Genomic DNA, 24,816 nt, shown 5'->3' on the forward strand with positions numbered 1-24,816 from the left:
CGCCGGAACCCCCTTCCCGGTTCAGCGGGTGTCGAGGAAGCGGTCCAGCACGCGGGTCCCGAAGGCGAGGCCGTCCAGCGGGACCCTCTCGTCCACGCCGTGGAACATCCCGAAGTAGTCGAGGTCGGGGCCGAGCAGCAGCGGCGCGAAGCCGAAACTCGTGACGCCGATGCGGTGGAACGACTTCGCGTCGGTCCCCCCGGCCATCACGTACGGGACGGGACGCGCGAGCGCGTCCTCGGCGCGGAGCGAGCCCGCGAGCGCGGCGAACGTCGGGCCCGCCGGGTCGGCGGCGGGGGCCTCCTCGTAGTTGATGAACTCGCGGGTCACCTTCGGGCCGAGCAGCCGGTCGATCGTGGCGAGGAACTCCTCGCCCGTGCCCGGCAGGTAGCGGCCGTCGACCTGCGCGGTCGCCGTGCCCGGCACGACGTTGACCTTGTAGCCGGCGTCGAGCCGGGTCGGGTTCGCCGAGTTGCGGATCGTCCCGGCGAACAGGTGCCCGGCGCGGCCGAGCCGGGCGGCCTCCGCGTCGAGCCGGTCGTGGTCGATGGACGTTCCGAGGGCGTCCGCGAGCCCGTCCAGCAGCGCCCGCACGCCCGGCGTCAGCCGGACCGGCCACTCGTGCGCGGCCAGCCGGGAGACCGCGTGCGCGATCTCGGCGACCGCGTTGTCGGGCGCGGGCTTGGAGCCGTGCCCGGCGGTCCCGCGCGCCGTCAGCCGCATCCAGGTCGTGCCGCGCTCGCCGGTCGCGATCGGGTAGATCCGCGCTCCGCCGGCGTCCACGCTGAACCCGCCGGACTCGCTGATCGCCTCCGTGCAGCCCTCGAAGAACCCGCGGTGCTCGCGCGCCACGTACCGGGAGCCGTAGTCGCCGGTGCACTCCTCGTCGGCCAGGAACGCCAGCACGAGGTCGCCGCGCGTGCGGCGCCCCTCGCGCAGCCGCGCCCGCACGGTCGCGAGCGTCATCGCGAGGCTGCCCTTCATGTCGACGGCGCCGCGCCCCCACACGCACCCGTCCCGCACCTCGCCCGAGAACGGCGGGACCGTCCAGTCCGCCGGGTCCGCGGGCACCACGTCCAGGTGCCCGTGGACCAGGAACGCCGGATGGGACGGATCGGTGCCGGGTATGCGGGCGAGCACGCTCGCGCGGCCCGGGGCCGCCTCCACGATCGACGCCTCGACGCCCACCTCGTCCAGCAGGGCGGCGACGTGCTCGGCGGCCGGACGCTCCGGCTCGGCCACCCCCTCCCCCCGGTTCACGGTGGCGAACCTGATCAGGTCCGCGCAGATCGCCGCCGCCTCGGCGCCCGCCCGGTCGCCACCGGTCGCGTCCGCCCTGCCCTCCACCGGGTCGTCCACCGTGCCGTCCACCGTGCCGTCCACCGTGCCGCCGGCCGTCCCGCCCGCCTGATCGAAGCGCACCACTGCCCCCTTGCTCCCCTTCCGCAACGAGGCTTCATTTTGCTCCCTCGCTGACCAGTGTCAACGAATGATCAAGTTCGTCTCGATCCGGTTGCGACTCCGTCAGTGCCGTACCCAAACTGCCACGCTGAGTACGACGCTGCGAGCGTTCCAGGGACGGCGGGCGGCCAGAGCCCGTGCGCCGAACGACAGGCCGAGGAGGAGCATGACCAGCCTGAGGGGTGCCGGAAGGGGTCTCCGGTTGAACGTCGCGGGTCTCGCGGCGGTGGCGCTGGCCGCGTCGCTCGGCCTTTCGGCCTGCGGCGGGGACGACGCCAAGGCGAGCGACGGCACGTTCACCGTGGGCCACTCCGAGCCGGACCACCTGATGCCCGCCAACACGACCGGCAGCTACGCCTTCGACGTGATCACCGAGCTGTTCGACAACCTGATGGACCTGACCAAGGACGGCAAGGCCGTCCCGCTGGCGGCCGAGTCGGTCACCTCCGACGACCAGAAGGTCTGGACGATCAAGGTCAAGGCCGGCCAGAAGTTCCACAACGGGGAGCCGGTGACGGCGCAGAGCTTCGCCGACGCGTGGAACAACGCCGCCTACGGGCCCAACGCGATGGGCGCCAACGACTACTTCTCGTACATCAAGGGGTACGAGGACCTGAACCCCGAGGACGAGAACGCCAAGCCGAAGGCCGACAAACTCTCCGGGATCGAGGTCGTCGACCAGAACACGCTCAAGGTCACGCTGAACGACCCGTTCAGCCAGTTCCCGCTGCTGCTGACCTACCCGGCGTACGCGCCGATGCCCAAGGCCGGGCTCAAGGACCCCAAGGCGTTCGACGACCACCCGATCGGCAACGGCCCGTACATGATGGACGGGAACTGGGAGCGCAACAAGCAGGTCAAGCTCGTCGCGTTCCCCGGCTACACCGGGGCGCGCAAGCCGAAGAACAAGGGCGTCACCTGGAAGAGCTACTCCAGCGCGGACACCGCCTACACCGACCTGCGGGCGGGCCGGATCGACGTGCTGCAGACGATCCCGTCGGCCAAGGTCCCCGAGGCCAAGCGGCTCCTCGGCGACCGGTTCCTGGCCCGCAAGATGAGCACGACCGACTACCTCGGCCTCCCGGTGTTCGACAAGCGGTTCGCCAACCCCGACCTGCGCAAGGCCATCTCGATGGCCATCGACCGCCAGGGCGTCAACAAGGCGGTCTACAACGGCAGCTACTTCCCGGCCGACTCGCTGATCCCGTCGATCATTCCCGGGCACCGGGCCAACGCCTGCGGCGAGCTGTGCACCTACGACCCCGCCAAGGCCAGGCAGCTGTTCGACAAGGCCGGCGGGTTCTCCGGGACGCTGGAGCTGTACTTCTCCAACGCGCAGCCGACCTACGCCCAGTGGATGCGGATCGTCGCCAACTCCCTGCGCGACAACCTCGGCATCAAGGACATCCAGTTCCGGCAGGTCCCCGCGTCCGACTACTTCTCCCTGCTGGGCGACCGCAAGGAGAAGGGCCCCTACCGGCAGAACTGGGAGGCCGACTACCCGAGCCCGCAGAACTACCTGGAGAACATGTGGGGCTCGGCGGGCAACCGCATGGGCTGGAAGAGCACCGAGTTCGACGACCTCATCGCCAAGGCCAACAAGACGTCGGACCAGCAGCAGGCCAACGCGCTCTACAACCAGGCCGAGGACGTCGCCATCCGCGAGATGCCGATGATCCCGCTGTGGACGTGGGCGGGTGAGGGCGGCCGCTCCAAGCGGGTGGACAACGTCACGATCACCCCGTTCTCGACGGGTCTGATCGCCACCGAAGTGACGGTGAAGTAGCCGGCGATGTGGCGCTACGTCCTCCGGCGGCTCCTGCAGGCGATCCCCGTCTTCATCGGCACCACGCTGCTCATCTACGCGATGGTGTTCGCGCTGCCGGGCGATCCGATCCAGGCGCTCGCCGGGGACAAGCCGGTCCCGGAGAACGTCCTGGCCGTCCTCCGGGATCGCTACAACCTGAACGACCCCCTGCTGGTGCAGTACGCGAAGTACATGTGGGGGCTCTTCCAGGGCGACCTCGGCGAGAACTACACCGGCCAGAGCGTGTCGGAGATGCTCAGCGGGCGCTGGGCGGTGACGGCGCAGCTCGCCGTCACCGCCTGGGTCTTCGAGCTGGTCCTCGGGGTCCTGCTCGGCATCTGGGCGGGGCTGCGCCGCGGCAGGTTCGCCGACACCCTCGTGCTGAGCGGGACCACGCTGGTGATCGCGGTGCCGGTGTTCGTGCTCGGCTACGCCGCGCAGCTCCTGTTCGGGCTGCACTGGCAGATCTTCCCCACGGCGGGGACGGACGACGGCTGGCCGATGTCCTACCTGCTGCCGGGAATGGTGCTCGGCTCCCTCGGCCTGTCGTACGTGGCGCGGCTGACCCGCACGAGCCTGTCGGAGAACCTGCGGGCCGACTACGTGCGGACGGCGAACGCCAAGGGGCTGTCGCGGGCCCGGGTGGTCGGCCGGCACGCCCTGCGCAACTCGCTGATCCCGGTGGTGACCTATCTCGGCGTCGACTTCGGCAACATGATGGCCGGCGCGGTCGTGACCGAGGGCATCTTCAACCTGCCGGGCATCGGGGGGCAGGTGTTCGAGTCGATCCAGCTGAAGGAGGGGCCCGTCGTGGTCGGCGCGGTCACCCTGCTCGTGCTGATCTTCCTGCTGGTCAACCTGGTCGTGGACCTGCTGTACGGGGTGCTCGACCCGCGGATCAGGTACGAGTGAGGAGCGCATGACCATCAAGCAGCCGGACGCGGGGCCGCCGGGCACCGAGCCGGAGCCGGCGCCCGGCGCCGGGGCCCCGGGGACGAGCGCCGCCGCGGTCGCCGTCGCGGGCGGGCAGATCGGCCGGGCCTCGCTGTGGGACGACGCGTGGCACGAATTGCGGCGCCGCTGGGTCTTCTGGGGTTCGGTGGCGGTCCTCGCGCTCGTGACGGTCATGGCGGCGGTGCCGCGGGTGTTCACCGCCAAGGGCGTCAACGAGGGCTGCGACCCCAACGACGCCAAGCTCGGGCCCTCCGGCGGCCACTGGTTCGGCACCGACCTCGCGGGCTGCGACTACTACGCGCACGTCGTGCACGGCGCCCGCCCGACGCTGCTGATCGGCGTCGCGGTCACCCTGTTCGCACTGCTGATCGCGCTGCTGTTCGGGCTGCTCGCCGGATACTACGGCGGGATGGTCGACGCCCTGATCGCCCGGCTGACCGACATCTTCTTCGGGCTGCCGTTCGTGCTCGGCGCCACCGTGATCCTGGTCGCGTTCCCCTCGCACGGCGTGTGGGCGATGACGCTGGTGCTGGTCCTGCTCGGCTGGACCACGATGATCCGCATCATGCGGGGGCAGGTCATCTCCGTCCGGGACGCCGACTACGTGCAGGCGGCGCGGCTGCTCGGCGCGTCCGACCGGCGGATCATGATCCGGCACATCCTGCCGAACGCGATCGCCCCGGTGATCGTGGTGGCGACCCTCAACGTGGGCCACGTGATCGTGGGAGAGGCGACGCTGGACTTCCTCGGCGTCGGCCTGCAGTACCCGGAGGTCTCCTGGGGGCTCCAGCTCAACCAGGCGAAGGACTCCTTCGTCGACCACCCGCACCTGCTGATCTTCCCCGCGCTGTTCCTGTCGGCGACGGTGCTGAGCTTCCTGATGCTCGGCGACGCCGTCCGCGACGCCCTCGACCCCAAGCTGCGGTGAGCCGAGACATGACCACGGACCTGAAGGACGACCCGGTTCCCGCCCCGGAACCGGAGGCGCCGCTGCTGAGCGTCGAGGACCTGCACGTCCGGTTCCGCGTGCGGGACCAGGACGTGCACGCGGTGAACGGGCTGTCGTACACGCTCGCCGAGGGGGAGACGCTCGCGATCCTCGGCGAGTCGGGCTCGGGCAAGAGCGTCGCGGCGCAGGCCGTGATGGGCATCCTGGACGTCCCGCCCGCCCGCATCGAGCGCGGCTCGGTCCGGCTGCGCGGCGAGGAGCTGCTCGGCCTGCCCGAGCGGCGGCGCCGCGCCTACCGCGGCGACCGCATCTCGATGATCTTCCAGGACGCGCTGACCGCGCTGAACCCGGTCTTCACGGTCGGCGACCAGCTCCGCGAGATGTTCCGGGTGCACCGGGGGCTCGGCCGCCGGGAGTCCACGGCGAAGGCCGTCGAGCTGATGGAGCGGGTCCGGATCCCGTCGGCCGCCAAGCGGCTCGGCGACTACCCGCACCAGTTCTCCGGCGGCATGCGGCAGCGCATCATGATCGCGATGGCGCTGGCGCTGGAGCCGGACGTGCTGCTCGCCGACGAGCCGACCACCGCGCTCGACGTGACCGTGCAGGCGCAGATCATGCGGCTGCTGGCGGGGCTGCAGGACGAGCTGCGGATGGGCATGGTGCTGATCACCCACGACCTCGGCGTCGTCGCGGGCGTCGCCGACCGGATCGTCGTCATGTACGCGGGGTCGGTCGCCGAGCAGGCGCCCGCCCGGGAGCTGTACGCGCGGCCCGCCCACCCCTACACCCGCGGCCTGCTGGCCTCGGTGCCGCGGCTCGACCGGCGCGGCGGCCCGCTCGTCCCGATCAAGGGGGCGCCGCCGAACCCGGCCGCGCTCCCGCCGGGCTGCCCGTTCCAGCCGCGCTGCCCCCGCGTGGAGGCGCTCTGCGCGGCGGAGCGGCCGCCGCTCGTCACCGTCGCCCCCGGGCACGAGGCCGCCTGCCACTTCGCCGAGGAGGTGCACGGTGCCGGAGCCGAGTGAGGACCCGATCCTGCGGGTGGAGGGGCTCGTCAAGCACTACCCCGTGACCCGCGGCGTCGTGGTCAAGCGGGCGGTCGGGCAGATCAAGGCCGTGGACGGGGTGGACCTGGAGCTGCGGCGCGGCGAGACCCTCGGGGTCGTCGGCGAGTCCGGGTGCGGGAAGTCGACGCTGGCCAAGCTGCTGCTCGCCGCGGAGCGTCCCACCGCCGGGACGGTCCGCTTCGACGGCCGCGACATCTTCGCGCTGCCGAAGCCGGAGCTGCGGGCGCTGCGCCGCCGCGTGCAGATGGTGATGCAGGACCCCTACTCCTCGCTCAACCCGCGGATGACCGTCGGCGACATCGTCGGGGAGCCGTTCGCCGTCCATCCCGAGGTCGCGCCGAAGGGCGAGCGGCGCGGGCGCGTGCAGGAGCTGCTGGAGCTCGTCGGCCTCGACCCCGCGCACGTCAACCGCTACCCGCACCAGTTCTCCGGCGGGCAGCGCCAGCGCGTCGGCATCGCCCGCGCCCTGGCGCTGCGGCCCGACGTCATCGTGTGCGACGAGCCGGTGTCGGCGCTGGACGTGTCCGTCCAGGCGCAGGTGATGAACCTGCTCGCCGAGCTGCAGCGCGAGCTCGGCCTGGCGTACGTGTTCATCGCGCACGACCTGGCCGCCGTCCGCCACATCTCCGACCGGATCGCCGTGATGTACCTGGGCAAGGTCGTCGAGACCGGTGACGAGACCCAGATCTACGAGCACCCCACCCACCCGTACACGCAGGCGCTGCTGTCGGCCGTCCCGGTGCCCGACCCTGACGCGCCCGGCTGGGCGGAGCAGATCCGGCTGGAGGGCGAGCCGCCCTCGCCGCTGGACCCGCCGTCCGGCTGCCGGTTCCGCACCCGCTGCTGGAAGGCGCGCGACGTCTGCGCGGAGCAGGTGCCCGCCCTGGAGGAGCGGGACGGCTCCGCCCACCCCAGCGCCTGCCATTTCGCGGCGGAGGCCGCCCTGACGGACCTGACGGAGCAGACCTGAGGTGTCGCGGGCCGCGCGCCGCGCGGTCCGTAGGGTAGGGGCCATGGCACGCAAGGGCAGGCACGGCCCCCGTCCGCGAACCTACGAGATCGCGGGCGGGGAGGCCGAACTGCTGCGCGACGCCGACCGCGACGGTGGCTGGATGCTGCTCGTCGACGGCGTCCCCCAGTCGTACGTGGACCTGTCCGACCCGACCTACCTCGACTTCGAGTACATGCGGCTGATGGGCGACGTGGTCGACTCGCTCGGCCTGGCGGGAGAGGCGTTCGACGCGGTCCACGTCGGCGGCGCCGGGTGCACGCTGCCCCGCTACATCGCCGTGACCCGGCCGGGCTCGCGGCAGGTCGTGCTGGAGCCGGACGCGGAACTGGTGCAGGTCGTCCGGGAGCAGCTGCCGGTCAAGGGCGTCCCCGGCCTGCGGATCCGCATCACCGACGGGCGCTCGGGGATCGCCGCGCTGGCGGACGAGGCCGACGACCTGGTCGTGATGGACGCCTTCGCCGGGGCGTCGATGCCGCCGGAGCTCGCGACCCGCGAGTTCGTGCTGGACGCCGCGCGGGTGCTGCGGCCCGGAGGCGTCTACCTGGCCAACGTCGCCGACGGCTTCCGGCTGCCGTTCGCCCGCCGGGTGGCCGCGACCGTCCGGTCGGTGTTCGGGCACACGCTGCTGATGGGCGATCCGGGCGTGCTGCGCGGCCGCCGGTTCGGGAACCTGATCGTGGCCGCGTCCCGGGAGCCGCTCCCGGTGGCGGAGCTGACGCGACGCGCCGCGGGCGGCGCCGTGCGCGCTCGCCTGCTGGAGGGCGGCGACCTCGCGGCGTTCTGCGCGGGCGCCGCGCCGCTGCGCGCCGGCGAGGAGATCGTCGCGCCCGTCCCGCCGCCGCAGGTGTTCGGGAGGTCCTGACCGAGGGCGCCGCGGCCTCCCGCATCCGACGACCGACAAGGAGCACCCATGATCCTCGTGACCGGGGCGAGCGGCACGCTCGGCCGGCCCGTCACCCGCCTGCTGGCCGAGGCCGGCGCGGACGTGCGTGCGCTCAGCCGCCGCGCGCGGGAAGCGGAGGCCGGGGTGACCTGGTGCAGGGGCGACCTGGTGACCGGTGAGGGCGTCGAGGACGCGCTCGCCGGCGTCGAGACGGTCGTGCACTGTGCCAGCGACCCCCTGCACGCCAAGCGGGACCTGCCCGCCGCGCGGAACCTGATCGGGGCCGCGCGCCGGCAGGGCGCGCCGCACCTGGTCTATATCTCGATCGTCGGCGTCGACACGATCCCTTACAGGTATTACCGGATCAAGTACGCGGTGGAGCGGGCGATCGAGGATTCGGGCCTGCCGTACACGATCCTGCGGGCCACTCAGTTCCACACCCTGCCGGACGCGGTCTTCAGGGCGCTGACCAAAGTCCCGGGCCTGATGCTGCTGCCGAGAGGGCTGCGCGACCAGCCCGTCGACGTCGGCGAGGTCGCCGGGCGGCTCGCCGAACTGGCTCTGGCCGCCGGGCCCGCGCGGCGGGTCGACGACATGGGCGGCCCGGAGGTGCTCACGGCCGAGGAGATGATGCGGGACTACCTGGAGGCGCGGGGGCTGCGGCGTCCCGTCCGGATTCCGGTGCCGCTTCCCGGGCGCGCCGCGCGGGGCTTCCGGGAAGGCCGTCACCTCACACCGGACCGCGCCGTGGGGAAGCGGACCTGGCGTCAGTTCCTGGCCGAGACCCATACGCATCGGTAAGGGACGGATTCCCCGCCCGTATCGGTCTCATCCGGCCGCGCCATGTCCCATAATCGAGCGATGGAGTCGTCCACCCGAATTCTCATTCTCGGCATGGATTCGTCGGGGAGAATTCTCCAGTTCGACCGTAACGCCGCTTCGGTTCTGTGCCCGAATGGGGACGCCCTGCTGGGCGCCCGGCTGGACGAGGTGATCCCCGGCGCGCACAGGCCGCTGCTGGAGGCGCTGCGGGCCGGGCGGGAGCGCACCGCGATGCTCGCCGTGGAGACCCCGGTCGGCGGCCTGCTCGACGCGGTCGTGACCGTCCACCCGATGAGCGGCGGCGCGCCCGAGATCGCGGCGCTGGCCGTGGTGAAGGTGCCGGTGCCGCTCGCGGACCGGTTCGTCGACCCGGCCGTCATCCGCCGCGCCCTGCTGGACGACGCGCTCCCGCGGATCGGCTCCACGCTCGACCTGGAATTGCTGGCGCGCGGACTGATGGACGTGCTCGTCCCGCACTTCTGCAATTCCGGCGCGCTGATGCTGCTGGAGAGCCACATCGACGCCGACGAGGGGCCGCAGGGCCCCGACGGCCCGCAGCTGCGCCGGATGGCGATCGGGTTCGACGACCAGGACCCGGCCTGGGACGCGACGTTCCCGACCGGGGAGTCCCTCGTCTACCCGCAGGAGACCCCGCACGCGCTGTGCCTGGAGTCCGGCGAGCCGGTGCTGCGGGTGCTCGGCGGGGAGGGCGCGGCGAGGCTCGCCTCGTCGTGGCGCCGCCCGCCGGTCGCCGAACTGCTCAAGGGGGCGTCGATGCTGCTGCTGCCGATCAGCTCGGCGGTGGGCGTCCTCGGCTTCTTCGTCTGCACGCGCAACGTCGCGCACCGGCCCTTCGACGCCTACGACGTCGAGATCGGGATGGAGTTCGCCAGCCGCGCCGCCATCTTCGTCGAGAGCGCCCGGCAGTACTCGCGGGAGCGGGCGACCGCGCTGACCCTGCAGCGCAGCCTCCTGCCGACCGGGCTGTCGGCGCCGTCGCCGGTGGAGGTGCACCACCGGTACCTGCCGGGCAGCCGGCTCATCGAGGTCGGCGGCGACTGGTACGAGTCGATCGCGCTGCCGGGCGCGCGGGTCGCGCTGGTGGTCGGGGACGTGGCCGGGCACGGCGTGAAGGCCGCCGTCACCATGGGACGGCTCCGCACCGCCATCCACACCCTCGCCGGGCTGGAACTGCCGCCCGCCGAGGCGCTGGAGCGGCTCGACTCCCTGATGCGGACGCTCGGCGAGCGCGAACCGCACTTCGCCACCTGCGCCTACGTCGTCTACGACGCGGTCAGCGGCCGGTGCGAGGTGGCCAGCGCCGGGCACCTGCCGCCGCTGCTGGTCCCGCCCGGCACGGCCTCGGAGTACCTGCCGGTGCCGCCCGCGCCGCCGCTCGGCGTCGGCGGCGAGGGCCCCATCGTCAGCCGCGAGTTCACCGTCGAGGACGGGACGCTGCTGTTCCTGTACACCGACGGGCTGGTGGAGAACCGGGCCCGCGACATCGACGACGGTCTGGCCCGGCTGCGCGCCACCTTCGGGCCCGGCGCAGCCGCCCGCCCCCTGGAGGACCTGTGCCAGGCGGCGCTCGACGGCGTCTACGACGACCAGCACCGCGACGACATCGCCATGCTGGTGGCGCGGCTGGCGCGGATCCCGGCCGACCGGCACGCCGCGTGGGAGCTGCCCGCCGAGCCCGCCGCCGTGCGCCGGGCGCGCGGCCTCATCCGCGACCAGCTCGCCCGCTGGGGCCTGGAGGACATGTCCTACACCACCACGCTGCTGGCCTCCGAGCTCGTCACCAACGCCATCCGGCACGCGGGCGGCCGCATCGGGCTGCGGCTGGTGCGCGAGGGCGGGCTGGTCTGCGAGGTGTTCGACTCCTCTGACGGGCGCCCCCGGATCCGCCACCACGACGAGGAGGACGAGGCGAGCGAGTCGGGCCGGGGCCTGCACGTCGTGGGCCGGCTGGCGCAGCGCTGGGGCGTGCGCCGCACCAAGGGCGGCAAAGTGGTGTGGTGCGAGCAGTCGCTTCCGTGAAGGGCGGCTAGCGCAGCACCGAGATGTGGACGTGGTCGTAGTGGTTCTGGGTGATGCTTCCCCGGTCCTCCATCGGCCGCCATCCGCCGCCCCGCACGTTCCAGATGTGCTGCCTCCAGATGACGTAGGAGATCCCGAGCCGCCGCGCGTTCGCGACGGCGTACCGGGCGACCTCGTCGCCGTGCCGCTGCGCGCCGGCGCTCGGCGCTCGGCCGCCGGTGCTCTCCATGAAGTCGCAGGCGCGGCCGTCGCCGTGGTCCTGCGGGTCGCCGGTGGAGCGGTGGCAGCCGATCACGGGGAAGGGGCCGAACATCCCGGCGATCTCCAGCAGGACGGTCCGCATGGTGGGCGTCATCGCGTTGCCGGTGATGGGGGAGCGGTCGCCGGCCGCGCCGTCCGGCCGCCCGGTGACCCGCGGGACGCTCTTGCGCCGCGTGCCGTCGCTGCGCTTGGGCGCCGCCAGCGTCGCCACCCTCGTGCCGCGCGGGAGGATCTTCTTCAGGCGTTTCACCAGCGCCGCTGTGTCGGCCTTCGGGGCGCTGATGACGAGGCCGTTCCCGTCAGGCAGCCCCAGTGCCCGGGCCTGCCCGCGGGACACGACGGCGTCGATGTCGCCGATGCCCATCGAGGCGTAGGCGCCGACGCGGACCCGCGCCGGGTTCGCGCTGCGGCCCGCCGGGACCACCGCGCCGAGCGGCAGCGCCCCGTCGCGGCCCTGCTCGAACGACACCGCCAGGCCGCCGGACGCGACGGTCTGCCACAGCTGGTCGGAACCGGCGGTCGGCTCGGGCGCGAACGCGCGGAACCCCGACGGGTCGACCCCGAGCAGGCCCATGCGGCGGTCGCCGACCATGGCCCGCGCGGCGTCCACGACGGTGACCCCGGCGACGCCCTTGAGCCGCCTCGCCCGCTCGACGGCCTGCGGCGGCAGCGAGGACGTCCCGGCGACCAGCAGGTGCGGGGTGTAACGGCGGGTCAGCGGCGCGACGGTGGGCGTCCGCGGCGCCTCGCCGACCGACACGAGGTTCCCCGCGCCGCGGGGCCCGCCGCCCCTCCGATCCCGCGCGAGCAGGGTGACGTCGGCCGCGAGGGTGAGGACGATCCCGGCCGCGATGACCGCGGAGAGTGCCCTGCCATTGCGTCGCATCCGTGCCCGCCCCCGTCTCCGTCGCCGCTCAGTCCCACCAGAACGACCAGTGCGTCTTGCCGCGGATCTCCTCCGCGTACCCGGCGAGGGTGCCGGGCCCCTGGAACAGGATGTCGGGGCAGAACGCCCAGTGCTCGGCGGCGACGTGCACGGCGTGCCGGGTGCTCACGGGCGGCGCGGCGACGCTGAGCTCCAGGGTGTTGAATCCGAGGGCGACGACGCGGGCGCCGAAGCGGTCCTCCCAGCTGCGCAGGACGGCCGCGAGCGGCGCCGTCCACTCGTTGTGGTTCAGCGCGCCCTGCCAGCCGACGGCGGCGAGCGCGTCGGCGCCGCGGTCCACGGCGACCAGTCCGAGCGACAGGCCGCGGGCGGCGAGGGCGCGGGCGTGCCGGCCGGCCATGGCGCCCGGGTCGTCGACCGGGACGCCCGCGGGCGCCGGGCCGGGGCAGTGCCGTCCGTAGGGGGCGAGGTCGTCGTGGTCGTCGTCGGCGGCCTGCTCGGCCCAGTCGGCCCACACCTCGTACATGAACGCGTGGGGGTGGTAGTTGCCGATCTCGGCCACCGGTTCGGGGGCGATCTGGCCGGCCGCCCAGGGCTGGTCGGACTCGTCCATGAGCAGCGGCCACAGCCCCGACCGGGTGTGCTCGGCGTGGAACCGGGCCCACAGCTCGCCGCCGACGGGCTCGTCGCTCAGCCAGAACGCGGGCCGCAGGAGGTGCTGCCGTTGCGGGTACCCGGGGTCGGGCCAGACCAGATCCCCCTCGGGCAGCGGAACCGACAGCGTCCGGCCGGGCGCGCCGTCCCCGGCGCCGCCGTCGAACAGCTGCGGCAGATCGCCCGGCAGGTGCCGGACCTCCACATCATCCATTTCACGCCGTTCCGGTACAGAGCATGCCAGTGGCGATCGTAACGGCGGTGAGGGCCGACCGGGGGACGAGCCGTGCGGTTCGGTCGTCCCCCGGCCGGGCGGCCCGGCGGGCTCAGGGCTCGCGGCGGCCGCGGAGCAGCAGGTCGATCAGGACGGCGACGGCGGCGAGGCCGGTGACCGCGCTGACGGCGATCTGGATCCAGCCGTCCCCGAGGACCACGTTCGACAGGACGTTCACGCCGATGAGGACGCAGATCAGGGTCCAGCGGGTGGAGGTGCTCATGGAGGCGCCTTTCAGGAGAGGGAGGGAGGGGTGCGCCGGCGCAGCACGGCGCGCGCCGGGAGGAGGATCGCGGCGGCGCCGGATCCGGCCACGCCGAGGAGGACCGCCGCGCATTCCAGAGGAGGGACGGAGGGCAGGGGGAGGCCGGTCACGCGGGCCGCGAACGCCGTCAGGGTCACCGCCGCGATGAGGGCGCCGACCGCGATGCCGGTGCCGAGCACGATCGCGGCCTCGAGGCGGAGCATCCGCAGGACCTGGCGGCGGGTGGCGCCGACCAGCCGCAGCAGCGCGAACTCGCGGCGGCGCGCCGCCGTCGCCGTCGCCAGCGTCGTGACGAGGCCGACGAGGATGAATCCCGTGATCGCGGCGACCACCAGCAGGCTGACGAAGCCCTGGAGCCTGATCTCCTGCGAGAGGCCCGCCTGGAAGGCGTCCGGGGCGACCGCCCCGGCCCCGGCGTAGGCGGCCGTGACCGCGCTCAGGTCGGCGCGTCCGCGGACGAGCACGCGGTCGTCGAGCGGCGAGGCGGAGTGCGCGGTCACGACGTCGTGGGGGAGCAGCACATCGCCGAAGCCGAGACCGCGTTCGTAGACGGCCACGACGCGCGCCCGGATCCGCGTCCCGTCCGCGAGCCACAGCGGCGCGGTCGAACCGACGCGCAGGCCGCCGGCCACGTCCCTGCTGAGCGCGACGGCGCCGCCGCGCAGGTCGCCGAGCCGGCCGGACGAGACTCCCGGATCCATGGTCGCGGCGGCGTCCGCGCCGATGCCGCTGCCGTTCAGAGAGCGCAGGTTCTTCTCGCCCATCTCCTTGACCGCCATGACGACGGTGGTGCGCTTGACCGGCGTCGCGGCCGTCACTCCGGGGACGAGGCGCACCGACTCGGCGACGTCGTGCGGGAGCCCGGGGCCCGACGCCACCACGATCCGGTCGGCGCGGTTCCCGTCCTCCGCCTGCGTCCGCGCGGCATGGGCGACGGTGGTCTGCGCGAAGAGCTGGACGCCGGCGAACGCGACGGCCAGGGCGACCGGAGTGATCAGCGACCCGGCGCGCAGGGCGGCGGCGCCGGCGGCGTGCTGGGCCATCCGCCCGGCGACCGGCGAGGCGGCCCGGGCGGCGCGGCCCAGGACCCGGTTCCCGGCCCGCGCCACCAGCGGCCCGAGGAAGGCCGTGGCGACGATCAGCGAGATCACCAGGCCGCCGATCGAGGCGCTCGCGGCGGCGCCCGTGGCGCCGGCCGAGAAGCCGAGCGCGTTCAGGGCGGCGATGAGGAAGACGGCGCCGGTGACGACGCGCCAGCGCGGCAGGCGCGGGTTCTCGGCGGCGGCCTCGCCGAGCGCCTGTACCGGCCGGATCCGCGACAGCCGCAGGGAGGCGAGGAACGCGGTCGCGGTGGCGGCGATAAGCGTGACTGCGACCGCCGCGAGGGCGGGCAGCGGACCGAGCGCCAGCCCGAAGCCGTCGGGCAGGACGCCCTCGCGGAGCATCGCGGCGTGCAGCGCTGCGCCGACCCCGAGGGACAGCGCGCCACCGGCCAGCGCGGCCGGCGCCCCGACCCGCAGCGTTTCGCGCAGGAGGCGTCCCCGCACCTGCCCGGGCGTCGCGCCGACCGCCCGCAGCAGCGCGAACTCGCGTGCCCGCTCCCGCACCGACAGCACGATCAGGCCGCCGACGACCACCAGCGCGGTCATCACGGCGACGCCGCCGAGGGAGGCGGACAGCTCCACGATGTCGGGGCGCGCGGTGGCGACGGCCGGATCCTCGGTGTCACCGCGCGCCGCGCCAGTGGATACGGCGAGGCCGGGAGCGGCTTTGCGGAGCGCGTCCTCGTCGGGGGCGCCGAGCACCGCGAGGGCGTCGGCGAGGCCCGGGCGCCCGTCGAGGGCCCGGGCCGTCGCCGCGGTGAAGAACGCCGCCGCGGGACCCTCGGCGACGAGCCCGGACACCCGGTACGGGCGGGGCGGCCCGTCTACCTGGATGCGGACCACCGTCCCGGGCGCCGCGCCCGACGACCGGCTCAGCACGACCTCGTCGGGTGCCCGCGGGGCGCGGCCCGCGCTCAGCCGGTAGGGCCGGAGCGCCGCCGACTCCCAGCCGTGCCCCGCCACCGGCCGCCCGGAGGAGAGCAGGGCGGGGAAGGACACGTCCGCGACCACGTCCCGCACGCCCGGAACGCCCCGCAGCCTCGCCGCGGCCGCGACCGGGACGGGGGCGGGCTCGCTCAGCGGCCGGCTCTGCTCCTCCGGCTCGTCCGCGAACCTGCCCATCCGGTCCGTGACGCTCCGCGGGCCGGTCACCACCGCGGCGGCGGCGCCGAACCGCTCGACCGGCGCGTGCGCCCGCAGCGCCGACTCCAGCAGCACCCCGCACGCCCCCACGAGCGTCGCCGCGAACGCCAGCGCGACGAAGATCCCGGCGAACGCCCCCCTGCCCTTCACGGCCGCGCCCTTCACAGCGTCTCCCAGCGGGACATGACCGCGTCCGCGGTCGGGGACGCCAGCTCGTCGACGATGCGGCCGCGGCTGAGGAACAGCACCGAGTCGGCCCACACGGCGGCCATCGGGTCATGGGTGACGAGGACGACCGTCTGGCCGGTCAGGTCGGCGGCCTCGCGCAGCATCCGCAGGACCTCACGGGCCGTGCGCGGGTCGAGCGCGCCGGTCGGCTCGTCGGCGAAGACGACCTCGGGGCGGGTGATCAGCGCGCGGGCGAGCGCGGCGCGCTGCTGCTGCCCGCCCGACAGCTCGGAGGGGCGGTGCCGCAGCCGGTCCGCGAGGCCCACCCGCCGGACGATCTCCTCCAGCCGGGCCGGGTCGGGCTCGGCGCCGCCGAGCCGCAGCGGGAGCGTGATGTTCTGCTCGACGTCCATGGACGGGATCAGGTTGAACGCCTGGAACACGAACCCGATCCGCTCGCGGCGCAGCCGCGTCCGCCTCGCCTCGCTCAGCCCTCCGATGTCCACGCCGCCGATCCGGACCGTGCCCCCGCTCGGGCGGTCGAGTCCGGACGCGCAGTGCAGGAACGTGCTCTTGCCCGACCCGGACGGCCCCATCACCGCGGTGAACCCGCCGCGGCGGAACGTCCAGGTGATGCCGTCCAGGGCCCGCACGGCCCCGTAGGTCTTGGCGACCGCGTCCAGGCCCACCGCCTCCGCGGTCGCCTCGGCCGTCATCGTGGTCATGGTTCCCCTCCGTGGGATGCCGCCTCTCACCTGGACGAACCTAGGTTCCGCCGGGGTCCGGGCACATGGGCGCGCGCTCCCGAAACGGTGGTGTAGCGGGCTACACCACCGGCCCGGGGGCAGGCCCGGGTGCGCGGGCCGCCGGCGTCGCCTACGGTGTGCAGCGAGGTGAGATGAACGCAGCCCTGAGACGCAGCGCGCGGGCGACCGGTGAGCTGGTCGGAGCCCTGCGCACGGGCCTGCCCGCGATGGCCGGGCTCGTCCCGCTCACGGCGGCGCTGGCCCTGTCGCTCCTCCTGCTGCCGTGGCTGCCGTCGGCCGTGAAGCCGCTGCGCGCGCTCGCGAACGCCGAGCGGCGACGGGCCGGACGCGTCCTCGGCCGCGAGATCCCCGAGCCGTACCGGCCGTCCTCCGGTGAGGGCCTCGGGGAGGCGCGCCGCCTGCTGCGATCGCCCTCCACCTGGAGGGACGCGGCCTGGATGGCGGCGCACGGGCTCACCGCCCTGATGGCGGCGGCGGTCGCGGTCGCGGTGTGGCCGGCCGTCCCGTTCACGCTGTCGCTGCCGCTGTGGTGGTGGGCCGCGCCCGAGGGGTCCCAGGCGGCGTTCATCACCCTGGACAGCTGGCCGAAGGCGCTGACGATGCCGTTCCTCCAGGGCGCCTTCGACCTCGCCATCCTGCTGTGGCTTGTACCGAGGCTCCTGCGGTGGCAGGCGAGGCTCGCCGAGGTCCTGCTGTCGCCCACCCGGCGCACCAGCCTCGCCGAGCGGGTCGAGGAGCTGACCGAGACCCGCGCCGAGGCCCTGGAGGCGCACGGCGCCGAGCTGCGCCGCATCGAACGCGACCTGCACGACGGGACGCAGGCCCAGCTCGTCGCCGCGGCCCTGCGGCTCGGCCTCGCCGACCGCCGCTTCGACGCCGACCCGGACGCGGCCCGGACGCTGTTCCTGGAGGCCCGCAACGGCGTCGAGGAGGCCCTCACGCAGCTGCGGACGGTGATCCGCGGCATCTACCCGCCGATCCTGTCCGACCGCGGCCTGGCCGGGGCGCTGCGGGCCCTCGCCGCCGCGCAGCCGATCCCCGTCGAGCTGCACGTCGAGGAGGCCAGGGCGCCCGCCGCCGTCGAGGCCGCCGCCTACTTCGTCGTGGCCGAGGCCCTCACCAACATCGCCAGGCACAGCGGTGCCCGGCACGGGTGGGTCGTGCTCCGCCGCGAACCCGCCCGCCTCACGATCATCGTGCGGGATGATGGCAAGGGCGGGGCCGACCCGGACCGGGGCAGCGGCCTGGCGGGCATCCGCCGCCGGGTGGCGGCGCTCGACGGGACGACCCGCCTCGACAGCCCCGACGGGGAAGGGACGACGCTTCAGGTGGAGCTGCCGTGCGGATCGTGATCGCGGAGGACAGCGTGCTGCTCCGCGAGGGCCTCGCCATGCTGCTGGACGCGGGCGGCCACGAGGTGGTCGCCGCCGCCGGCAGCGGCCCGGACGTGCTGCCCGCACTGCTGGAGCACCGGCCCGACGCCGCCGTCCTCGACGTGCGGCTGCCGCCGGGGTTCCGCGACGAGGGGCTGCGCGCGGCGATCGAGGCGCGCAGGCGGCTGCCGGGCCTGCCGGTGCTGGTCCTGTCGCAGTACGTCGAGCAGACCTACGCCGCAGAGCTGCTCGCCGGCGGCGCCGGGGGCGTCGGCTACCTGCTCAAGGACCGGGTCGGCCGCGTCGACGAGTTCCTCGACGCCCTCGACCGTGTCGCCGCCGGGGGCACCGCCCTGGACCCCGAGGTCGTGTCCCAGCTGATGACGTCCCGCCGCGACCCGCTCCAGGAGCTCACGCCCCGCGAGCGCGAGGTCCTCGGGCTGATGGCGCAGGGCCTCGACAACGCCACGATCGCCGCGACCCTCGTCATCACCGAGCGCTCGGTGAGCAAGCACATCGGCGCCGTGTTCGCCAAGCTCGGCCTCCCGCCCACCGACAGCGGGCACCGCCGCGTGCTCGCCGTCCTGGCCTACCTGAACGCGTGAGGGTCCGCCGGGGCGCCCGCGCCCTCCTGCTGGACAGCGGCTCGCTCGTCCTGCTGCGCCGGACCGTGCCCGGCCGTCCCGTCTACTGGACGACCCCGGGCGGCAAGATCGAGCCCACCGACGCCTCCACCGAGGCCGCGCTGCGCCGGGAGCTGGACGAGGAGCTCGGCGCGACCGCCGGGCCCGTCCGGCAGGTCTTCGCGTGCGCCGAGCAGAGCCCCGAGCTGTACCGCCTCAACACCTTCTACGTCTGCCGCCTGGTGACGATGGACCTCTCGCGCCGGCACGGCCCCGAGTTCGACGACCCCTCGAAAGGGCGCTATGACGTCGACCTCGTCCCGTGCACGCCCGCCGGTCTGGAGCACCTGAACCTCGTCCCCGAGATGCTCGCCGCCTACCTGCGCGACCACGCCGGCGACCTCCCCGGGCTCGTCCCCTAGCGGGGCCGGGCGGCCAGGGCGATCAGGTCGGCCAGCTCCGGGAGCGGGAACGGAGCGTCGTGCAGGCGGCTCGTCGCGATCCGCAGGTGCGGGCCGGACGGGACGATCTGGTAGCGGCTGCCGGGCGCGGCGGCGACGCCGTGCGCGGCCAGCGTGACCAGGGCGCCGGACTCGTCGGCGACCGGAACCCACAGCATCAGGCCGTCGCGGTTGCCCGTCGGCACTCCCCGCTCGGCGAGCGCGGCGGCCAGCCCTTCGCGGCGCTCGGCGTAGGCCAGGCGCGCCCGTGCCACGATCTCCCCGGCGGCGGGGTCGGTCAGCAGGTGCGCCAGGGCGTCCTGCAGGACGCGGCTCGTCCAGCCGGTGCCGAAGCTGCGCAGGACCCGGACCCGCTCCACCGGCTCGGCCGCGCCGCCGATCACGGCGATGCGCAGGTCGGGGCCGTGCGACTTGGAGTAGGAGCGCACGAGGACGGTGCGGTCCGGCAGGTGGGAGCCGACGCTGACGGCCGGTGAGGCGGACGCCTCGCCGGTGCCGTCGTCCTCGATCACGAGCGTGCTGACCGGGGCGAGGAGCGCGGCGAGCGCGGCGGCCCGCGCGGGGGTGAGCGCGTGCCCGCGGGGCGTGTGGGCCCGCGGCTGGTACACGAAGGCGGCCGGCCCCGCCGCGAGGGCCTCGGCGAGCGAGTCCGGCTCCGGGCCCTCGGCGTCGCAGGCGACCGGGACGATCTCCGCGCCCTGCGCCTCCAGGATGTCCAGCAGCCGGGCGCCGGTCGGATCCTCCACGGCGATCCGGTCGCCGGGGACGGCGACGGTCTGGCAGACGAGCTGGACGCCCTCGTAGCCGCCGCCCGCGGTGAGCATGGCGGCGGCGGGGAACGGCCAGCCCGGCTCGACGGCGGCGCGCAGCGCGGGCGTGATCGTCTCGCGGGTGTAGTCGTTGAGGCGCGGGGTCCGCGCGCCGGCCGCGAGCGCCGCCTCCAGGGGCGGCAGCAGCGCCGGGTCGGGCGCGGCGACGGCGAGGTCGATCGCGAGCCGGGTGCCGAACTCCCCGATCCGCTCGTACCGCGCCGGGTGCGGGACGTTCGGGGGGCCGATCACCACGGTGCCGCGCCGCCGCTGGGCGCTGACGACGCGGTGGCGGCGCAGCGTCGCCCAGGCGTCGGCGACGGTGCCGGGGCTCACCCCGAGCTCCGCCGCCAGGCCCCGGACGGTCGGCAGCCGGGTGCCCGCCGGGATCTCCCCGCCGCGGATCAGGCCGGTCATCGCCGCGGCGATGCCCCGGGCCGTGCGGTCGCCGATGCGCTCGGCCAGCCACGCCGCGTCGGTCACGGTACCTCCGGACAAGTTATGTGCAGTAACAAAACGCCCATTGTACTGGCTACAAACAGAGCCTAAAGTCGGGTCCCATCGCGCCCCGATGGGCGGGCAAACCCCCTTCTACATGCGGAAATGGAGTGCTGTGCCGATTCCACGGATTCGTCTGGCGGTGCGGGACTGGGACCATCTCGTCCCGCTGCTGACCGGCCGGGCGGGCGCCCGGGGGGCGGCCCTGGAGGTCGAGACCCGGGACGTCACCCCCGACGTCCTCGCCGAGCCGGACCTGGACGGCGGCGAGACGTCCTTCAGCCGCTACGCCCTCGCCCGGGCGAGCGGCGACGACCGGCTCGTCGGCCTGCCGGTGTTCCTGATGCGCGGCTTCCGGCACCGCTGCGTGCTCGTCCGCTGGAGCAGCGGCCTGTCCTCCCCGCGGGACCTGGCGGGCGCCACGATCGGGCTCACCGGCTGGCCCGACTCCGGCAACACCTGGACGCGGGCGCTGCTGCGGGCCGAGGGCGTCGACCTGTCCGGCGTCCAGTGGCGCGTCGGGTCGCTCGCGGCCGGCGAGACCGGCAAGGACCGCGTCGGTTCCCGGCCGCTGCCCGGCAACGTGCGGGTCACGGGCACGCCCCTCGTCGAGGGGCTCGCCGACGGGAGCCTCGACGCGGTCTTCACGCCGTTCATGCCGCCGGAGATGTTCACCGCCCGCGGCCGCTTCCGCCACCTCTACGGCGACTACCGCGCCGCCGAGACGGCCTACTACGCCCGGACCGGGTTCGTCCCCGGCATCCACCTCCTCGCCCTCAAGCGCGAGGTCGTGGACGCCCACCCCTGGCTGCCCGAGGTCGTCCAGGACGCCTTCGAGGCGTCCAAGCGCCTCTGGCTGGAGCGCCGCCGGCTGCTCGCCGACACCACGCCCTGGCTGCTGGACGAGCTGGAGGCGCAGGCGCGGATCTTCGGACCCGACTGGATGCCCTACGGGGCCGAGGCCAACGCCGCCATGACCGCCGCGTTCTGCGCGGAACTGCACGAGCAGGGCATCGCGCCCCGCCCGATCAAGGCCGAGGAGCTCTTCGGATGAGGATCGCCGTGGGCCAGTTCGCCTCCACCGAGGACTGGCAGACCAACCTCAAGACCTGCGTGACGCTGATCGACGAGGCCGTCCGGGGCGGCGCCGGCCTGCTGGTGCTGCCCGAGGACGCCCTCGCCCTGTTCATCGACGAGCCCGCCCGCATCGCCGGCGCGGCGCAGCCGCTGGACGGCCCCTTCGTCACGGGCCTGCGCGCCCACAGCGAAGGCTCGCCCATGACGATCGTCGCGGGCGTCCACGAGCCGGCCGGGGACGGCAAGGTCCACAACACCCTCGTCGCGGTCCGCGACGGCGAGCTCGTCGCCGCCTACCGCAAGGTCCACCTCTACGACGCGTTCGGCGCGCGGGAGTCCGACCGGGTGGCGCCCGGCGACGGGGAGCCCGTGGTCGTCGACTGCGACGGCTGGAAGGTCGGCCTCATGACCTGCTACGACATACGATTTCCGGAAATGGCCAGGCTGCTGGTCGACGCGGGCGCCGACGTGCTCGCGGTGCCGGCCGCCTGGGTGCGCGGTCCCGCGAAGGAGCGGCACTGGGAGGTCATGGTGACCGCCCGCGCGCTGGAGAACACCTGCTATGTCGCGGCGTCGGGGGAGTGCGGCCGCCGCAACATCGGATCGAGCATGGTCGTCGACCCGCTCGGCACCGTCCGCGACCGGCTGGGCGACCGGCCCGGCCTCCTGTGGGCCATCGCCGACCGGGAGGAGCTGGCCGAGGCGCGCCGCGCGCTGCCCGTGCTCGCCAACCGCCGGTTCCGCGTCGACCCGTCCATCCGCCCGCTGAAGGAGACCGCATGAGACGCGCCATCGCCGCCCTGTCGGCGGCGGCCCTGCTCGCGGGGACCGCCGCGTGCGGGGCGAACCCGCCCGAGGCCGAGGGGATCCTCAACGGCGAGTCCTCGCAGGGCGTCGGCGCCGCCGACCTGCGCCAGACGCTCGACCACGGGCTGCACGACCGGCTCCCCGCCAAGAACAAGGCGTCCGGAACGCTGGTCTCGGCCAACAACGGCTCGTTCCCGCCCTACGAGATCGCGGGCTCGGACGGCCGGTCGCTGAGCGGCGCCTCCGCCGACCTGTCCACCGCGCTCAGCCAGCTGCTCGGCGTCAAGATCGAGCACGTCACCGTGGACGGGCTGCCCAGCCTGCTCACCGGCATCAAGGCCGACCGGTACGACTTCGCGATGGGCCCGGTCGGCGACTTCCCCGAGCGCGAGAGCGCCAACGACTTCGTCGACTGGGTCCGCGAGTTCGTCGTCTTCGCGGTCCCGAAGGGGAACCCCAAACACATCGGCTCCATCACCGACACGTGCGGGATGAAGATCTCGGTGATGGCGGGCGGCTCCGCCGAGGACGTCGTCAAGTCCCAGTCGGCCGCGTGCGTCCAGCAGGGCAAGCCCGCCGTGGGGGTGCAGTCCTACAAGGACCAGCCGACCGCGATCCTCGCCGTCCGTTCCCACCGGGCCGACGGCTTCTTCTCCTCGCAGGCGCCGCTCAGCTACTTCGTGAAGCAGTCGGGCGACGACCTGGAGCTCGCCGGGACGGGCAAGGCCAACGGGTTCGGCGACCTCTACCAGGGCTCGGTCGTCGCCAAGGACTCGCCGCTGCGGGACGTCCTGCTCGAAGGGTTCCGGAAGCTGATCGAGAACGGCACCTACAAGAAGGTCATGACCAAGTGGGGCCTGACCGCCAACATGCTCGACAAGCCGGGCGTGAACCTGGCGCCCAGGAAGGGGTGAGGCCGAGGTGACCATGACCAAGGAGCATCCGCGCGGCACCGTCGGCGACGTCGACGTGGCGGGCGCGGCGCGCGTGCGGCATCCCCTGCGGTGGGTCGCCTCGCTCGTCGTGCTCGTGCTGGCCGCCCAGTTCGCCCACCTGCTGTGGACCAACGACAACTTCCAGTGGGACGTCGTCGGCCGCTACATGAACGCCTCCATCATCGGAGACGGCATCGCCATCACGCTCGAACTGACCGTCATCGCGATGACGGTCGGCATCGCGGGCGGCATCATGCTCGCGGTGGGGCGGCTCTCGGACAACCCGCTGCTGCGCACCGCGTGCGGCCTGTACGTGTGGTTCTTCCGCGGCGTGCCCGTGCTGGTGCAGCTCGTGCTCTGGTACAACCTGTCGGCGCTGCTGCCGCGGCTGTCGGTCGGCGTCCCGTTCGGGCCGGAGTTCCTGCACGGCGACACCAACCACCTCATCACCCCGCTCATCGCCGCCATCCTCGGCCTCGGCCTGAACGAGGCCGCCTACATGGCGGAGATCATCCGCGGCGGGCTGCTCGCCGTGGACCCCGGCCAGACCGAGGCCGCGCAGGCGCTCGGCATGGGCGGCGCCCGCACCTTCCGGCGGATCGTGCTGCCGCAGGCGATGCGGTTCATCGTCCCGCCGACCGGCAGCCAGGTGATCAACATGCTGAAGGCCACCTCGCTGGTCAGCGTGATCGCCCTCGCCGACCTGCTCTACACCGTCCAGTCGATCTACAACCGGACGTTCCAGACCATCCCGCTGCTGCTCGTCGCCTGCCTCTGGTACCTGGTGATCACCTCGATCCTGTACGTCGGGCAGTCGTTCATCGAGCACCACTACTCGCGCGGCGCCACCCGCGACGCCCGGCAGGGCTTCTGGGACTTCGTCCTGATGCGGCGCCGCCGTCCCGCCCCGGAGGTGTCGCCGTGACCGCGCTGGAGAAGGACCGGGCGGCAGCCGTCCCGATGGTGCGGGCGCGAGGCGTCCGCAAGAGGTTCGGCCACCTGGAGGTGCTGAAGGGCGTCGACCTGGACGTGAGCCCCGGCGAGGTCGTCGTCGTCCTCGGGCCGTCGGGTTCGGGCAAGTCGACGTTCCTGCGGTGCGTGAACCACCTGGAGACCATCGACGGCGGCTCGGTCCACGTGGACGGCGAGCTGATCGGGTTCAGCGTGTCCGGCGGGAAGCCCCGGCACCTGCGCAAGCGCGAGATCACCCGGCAGCGCCGCGAGATCGGCATGGTGTTCCAGCAGTTCAACCTGTTCCCGCACCTCACCGTCCTGCAGAACGTCGTCGAGGCGCCGACCGGCGTGCGCGGCGAGTCCCGCGCCGAGGCCCGGGCGCGGGCCGGGGAGCTGCTGGCCAAGGTCGGCCTCGCCGACAAGGCGGGCGGCTACCCCCGCCACCTGTCCGGCGGGCAGCAGCAGCGCGTCGCGATCGCCCGCGCGCTGGCGATGCGGCCGAAGCTGATGCTGTTCGACGAGCCGACCTCCGCGCTGGACCCCGAGCTGGTCGGGGACGTGCTGGACACCATGAAGACCCTCGCCGAGGAGGGCCTCACCATGATCGTCGTCACGCACGAGATCGGCTTCGCGCGCGAGGTCGCCGACCGCGTCGTCTTCATGGACGGCGGCGTGATCGTGGAGTCCGGCACCCCCTCCGAGGTCCTGGACCGCCCGAGGAACGAGCGCACGAAGGCCTTCCTCGGCAAGGTGCTCTGACGGCCCC

At 74.0% G+C, this 24,816-nt stretch carries 23 protein-coding genes; 16 read left to right on the plus strand and 7 right to left on the minus strand.

Annotated elements, in window-relative coordinates; all coding sequences use genetic code 11:
• Positions 1 to 21 precede the first annotated feature (21 nt).
• Complete coding sequence (locus AB0C84_RS22750) at positions 22 to 1,422, minus strand: M20/M25/M40 family metallo-hydrolase (RefSeq protein WP_361069620.1); 1,401 nt, start codon at positions 1,420 to 1,422, stop codon at positions 22 to 24.
• 241 nt (positions 1,423 to 1,663) lie between these two features.
• On the opposite strand from AB0C84_RS22750, the gene AB0C84_RS22755 reads away from it, so the two are divergent.
• From AB0C84_RS22755 to AB0C84_RS22790, 8 genes are all read left to right on the plus strand, one after another.
• Positions 1,664 to 3,247, plus strand: coding sequence for an ABC transporter substrate-binding protein (locus tag AB0C84_RS22755; RefSeq protein WP_258943278.1), 1,584 nt, complete (start codon positions 1,664 to 1,666; stop codon positions 3,245 to 3,247).
• Between the two features lie 6 nt (positions 3,248 to 3,253).
• Positions 3,254 to 4,180, plus strand: coding sequence for an ABC transporter permease (locus tag AB0C84_RS22760; protein WP_179848428.1), 927 nt, complete (start codon positions 3,254 to 3,256; stop codon positions 4,178 to 4,180).
• A 7-nt stretch (positions 4,181 to 4,187) separates the two neighbouring features.
• The gene (locus AB0C84_RS22765; RefSeq protein ID WP_179848429.1) at positions 4,188 to 5,150 is read left to right on the plus strand and encodes an ABC transporter permease; all 963 of its coding nucleotides are present in this window, start codon (positions 4,188 to 4,190) and stop codon (positions 5,148 to 5,150) included.
• Between the two features lie 8 nt (positions 5,151 to 5,158).
• Complete coding sequence (locus tag AB0C84_RS22770; RefSeq protein ID WP_361069625.1) at positions 5,159 to 6,193, plus strand: ABC transporter ATP-binding protein; 1,035 nt, start codon at positions 5,159 to 5,161, stop codon at positions 6,191 to 6,193.
• Positions 6,177 to 7,205: a dipeptide ABC transporter ATP-binding protein gene (locus AB0C84_RS22775; RefSeq protein ID WP_179848431.1), complete on the plus strand. Its 1,029-nt coding sequence runs from the start codon at positions 6,177 to 6,179 to the stop codon at positions 7,203 to 7,205. Before AB0C84_RS22770 ends, AB0C84_RS22775 begins: the two co-directional genes overlap by 17 nt.
• A gap of 43 nt (positions 7,206 to 7,248) precedes the next feature.
• Positions 7,249 to 8,109, plus strand: coding sequence for a fused MFS/spermidine synthase (locus AB0C84_RS22780; RefSeq protein WP_361069628.1), 861 nt, complete (start codon positions 7,249 to 7,251; stop codon positions 8,107 to 8,109).
• Positions 8,110 to 8,157: 48 nt separating this feature from the next.
• Entirely contained in the window at positions 8,158 to 8,931 is a 774-nt protein-coding gene (locus tag AB0C84_RS22785; RefSeq protein WP_361069631.1) for an NAD(P)H-binding protein, read from the plus strand.
• A 93-nt stretch (positions 8,932 to 9,024) separates the two neighbouring features.
• A complete protein-coding gene (locus AB0C84_RS22790) occupies positions 9,025 to 10,992 on the plus strand; it encodes an ATP-binding SpoIIE family protein phosphatase (protein ID WP_361069634.1) in 1,968 nt (655 codons plus the stop codon).
• A gap of 7 nt (positions 10,993 to 10,999) precedes the next feature.
• On the opposite strand, the gene AB0C84_RS22795 is transcribed toward AB0C84_RS22790, so the two are convergent.
• From AB0C84_RS22795 to AB0C84_RS22815, 5 genes are all read right to left on the minus strand, one after another.
• On the minus strand, positions 11,000 to 12,139 hold the full coding sequence (locus AB0C84_RS22795) for a hypothetical protein (protein WP_361069637.1): 1,140 nt from the start codon (positions 12,137 to 12,139) through the stop codon (positions 11,000 to 11,002).
• A 28-nt stretch (positions 12,140 to 12,167) separates the two neighbouring features.
• On the minus strand, positions 12,168 to 13,007 hold the full coding sequence (locus AB0C84_RS22800; RefSeq protein WP_361069641.1) for a DUF4253 domain-containing protein: 840 nt from the start codon (positions 13,005 to 13,007) through the stop codon (positions 12,168 to 12,170).
• A gap of 112 nt (positions 13,008 to 13,119) precedes the next feature.
• Positions 13,120 to 13,290 (minus strand): hypothetical protein, encoded by a 171-nt coding sequence (locus tag AB0C84_RS22805; RefSeq protein WP_179848436.1) that lies wholly within the window; start codon positions 13,288 to 13,290, stop codon positions 13,120 to 13,122.
• Between the two features lie 11 nt (positions 13,291 to 13,301).
• Positions 13,302 to 15,743: an ABC transporter permease gene (locus tag AB0C84_RS22810; RefSeq protein ID WP_361069645.1), complete on the minus strand. Its 2,442-nt coding sequence runs from the start codon at positions 15,741 to 15,743 to the stop codon at positions 13,302 to 13,304.
• The gene (locus tag AB0C84_RS22815) at positions 15,740 to 16,471 is read right to left on the minus strand and encodes an ABC transporter ATP-binding protein (RefSeq protein WP_218905815.1); all 732 of its coding nucleotides are present in this window, start codon (positions 16,469 to 16,471) and stop codon (positions 15,740 to 15,742) included. The genes AB0C84_RS22810 and AB0C84_RS22815 overlap by 4 nt, the downstream gene beginning before the upstream one ends.
• Before the next feature lie 173 nt (positions 16,472 to 16,644).
• Here AB0C84_RS22815 and AB0C84_RS22820 point away from each other — a divergent pair, with 173 nt between their 5' ends.
• The 3 genes from AB0C84_RS22820 to AB0C84_RS22830 are packed head-to-tail and all read left to right on the plus strand — an operon-like array spanning position 16,645 to position 18,931.
• Complete coding sequence (locus AB0C84_RS22820; RefSeq protein ID WP_361069649.1) at positions 16,645 to 17,865, plus strand: sensor domain-containing protein; 1,221 nt, start codon at positions 16,645 to 16,647, stop codon at positions 17,863 to 17,865.
• Entirely contained in the window at positions 17,853 to 18,491 is a 639-nt protein-coding gene (locus AB0C84_RS22825; RefSeq protein WP_179848439.1) for a response regulator transcription factor, read from the plus strand. The genes AB0C84_RS22820 and AB0C84_RS22825 overlap by 13 nt, the downstream gene beginning before the upstream one ends.
• A complete protein-coding gene (locus tag AB0C84_RS22830) occupies positions 18,488 to 18,931 on the plus strand; it encodes an NUDIX hydrolase (RefSeq protein WP_361069654.1) in 444 nt (147 codons plus the stop codon). Before AB0C84_RS22825 ends, AB0C84_RS22830 begins: the two co-directional genes overlap by 4 nt.
• On the opposite strand, the gene AB0C84_RS22835 is transcribed toward AB0C84_RS22830, so the two are convergent.
• Positions 18,928 to 20,262 (minus strand): aminotransferase class I/II-fold pyridoxal phosphate-dependent enzyme, encoded by a 1,335-nt coding sequence (locus AB0C84_RS22835; RefSeq protein WP_361069657.1) that lies wholly within the window; start codon positions 20,260 to 20,262, stop codon positions 18,928 to 18,930. The two genes, AB0C84_RS22830 and AB0C84_RS22835, sit on opposite strands and share 4 nt — an antisense overlap.
• Positions 20,263 to 20,392: 130 nt before the next feature.
• On the opposite strand from AB0C84_RS22835, the gene AB0C84_RS22840 reads away from it, so the two are divergent.
• From AB0C84_RS22840 to AB0C84_RS22860, 5 genes are read left to right on the plus strand one after another with little or no spacing between them, the layout of a single operon-like run.
• Positions 20,393 to 21,331 carry a hypothetical protein gene (locus AB0C84_RS22840; RefSeq protein WP_361069660.1) on the plus strand — a complete coding sequence of 313 codons (939 nt, stop codon included), beginning with the start codon at positions 20,393 to 20,395 and terminating at the stop codon, positions 21,329 to 21,331.
• Complete coding sequence (locus AB0C84_RS22845; protein WP_258943292.1) at positions 21,328 to 22,137, plus strand: deaminated glutathione amidase; 810 nt, start codon at positions 21,328 to 21,330, stop codon at positions 22,135 to 22,137. The genes AB0C84_RS22840 and AB0C84_RS22845 overlap by 4 nt, the downstream gene beginning before the upstream one ends.
• Positions 22,134 to 23,075, plus strand: a complete 942-nt coding sequence (locus tag AB0C84_RS22850; RefSeq protein ID WP_361069664.1) for an ABC transporter substrate-binding protein — start codon at positions 22,134 to 22,136, stop codon at positions 23,073 to 23,075. The genes AB0C84_RS22845 and AB0C84_RS22850 overlap by 4 nt, the downstream gene beginning before the upstream one ends.
• 13 nt (positions 23,076 to 23,088) lie before the next feature.
• Positions 23,089 to 24,021, plus strand: coding sequence for an amino acid ABC transporter permease (locus AB0C84_RS22855; protein ID WP_179848444.1), 933 nt, complete (start codon positions 23,089 to 23,091; stop codon positions 24,019 to 24,021).
• 35 nt (positions 24,022 to 24,056) lie between these two features.
• Positions 24,057 to 24,809 carry an amino acid ABC transporter ATP-binding protein gene (locus AB0C84_RS22860; protein ID WP_361069819.1) on the plus strand — a complete coding sequence of 251 codons (753 nt, stop codon included), beginning with the start codon at positions 24,057 to 24,059 and terminating at the stop codon, positions 24,807 to 24,809.
• Positions 24,810 to 24,816 lie beyond the last annotated feature (7 nt).

The organism is Actinomadura sp. NPDC048955, from assembly GCF_040649435.1.
Lineage (GTDB): Bacteria > Actinomycetota > Actinomycetes > Streptosporangiales > Streptosporangiaceae > Spirillospora > Spirillospora luteofluorescens.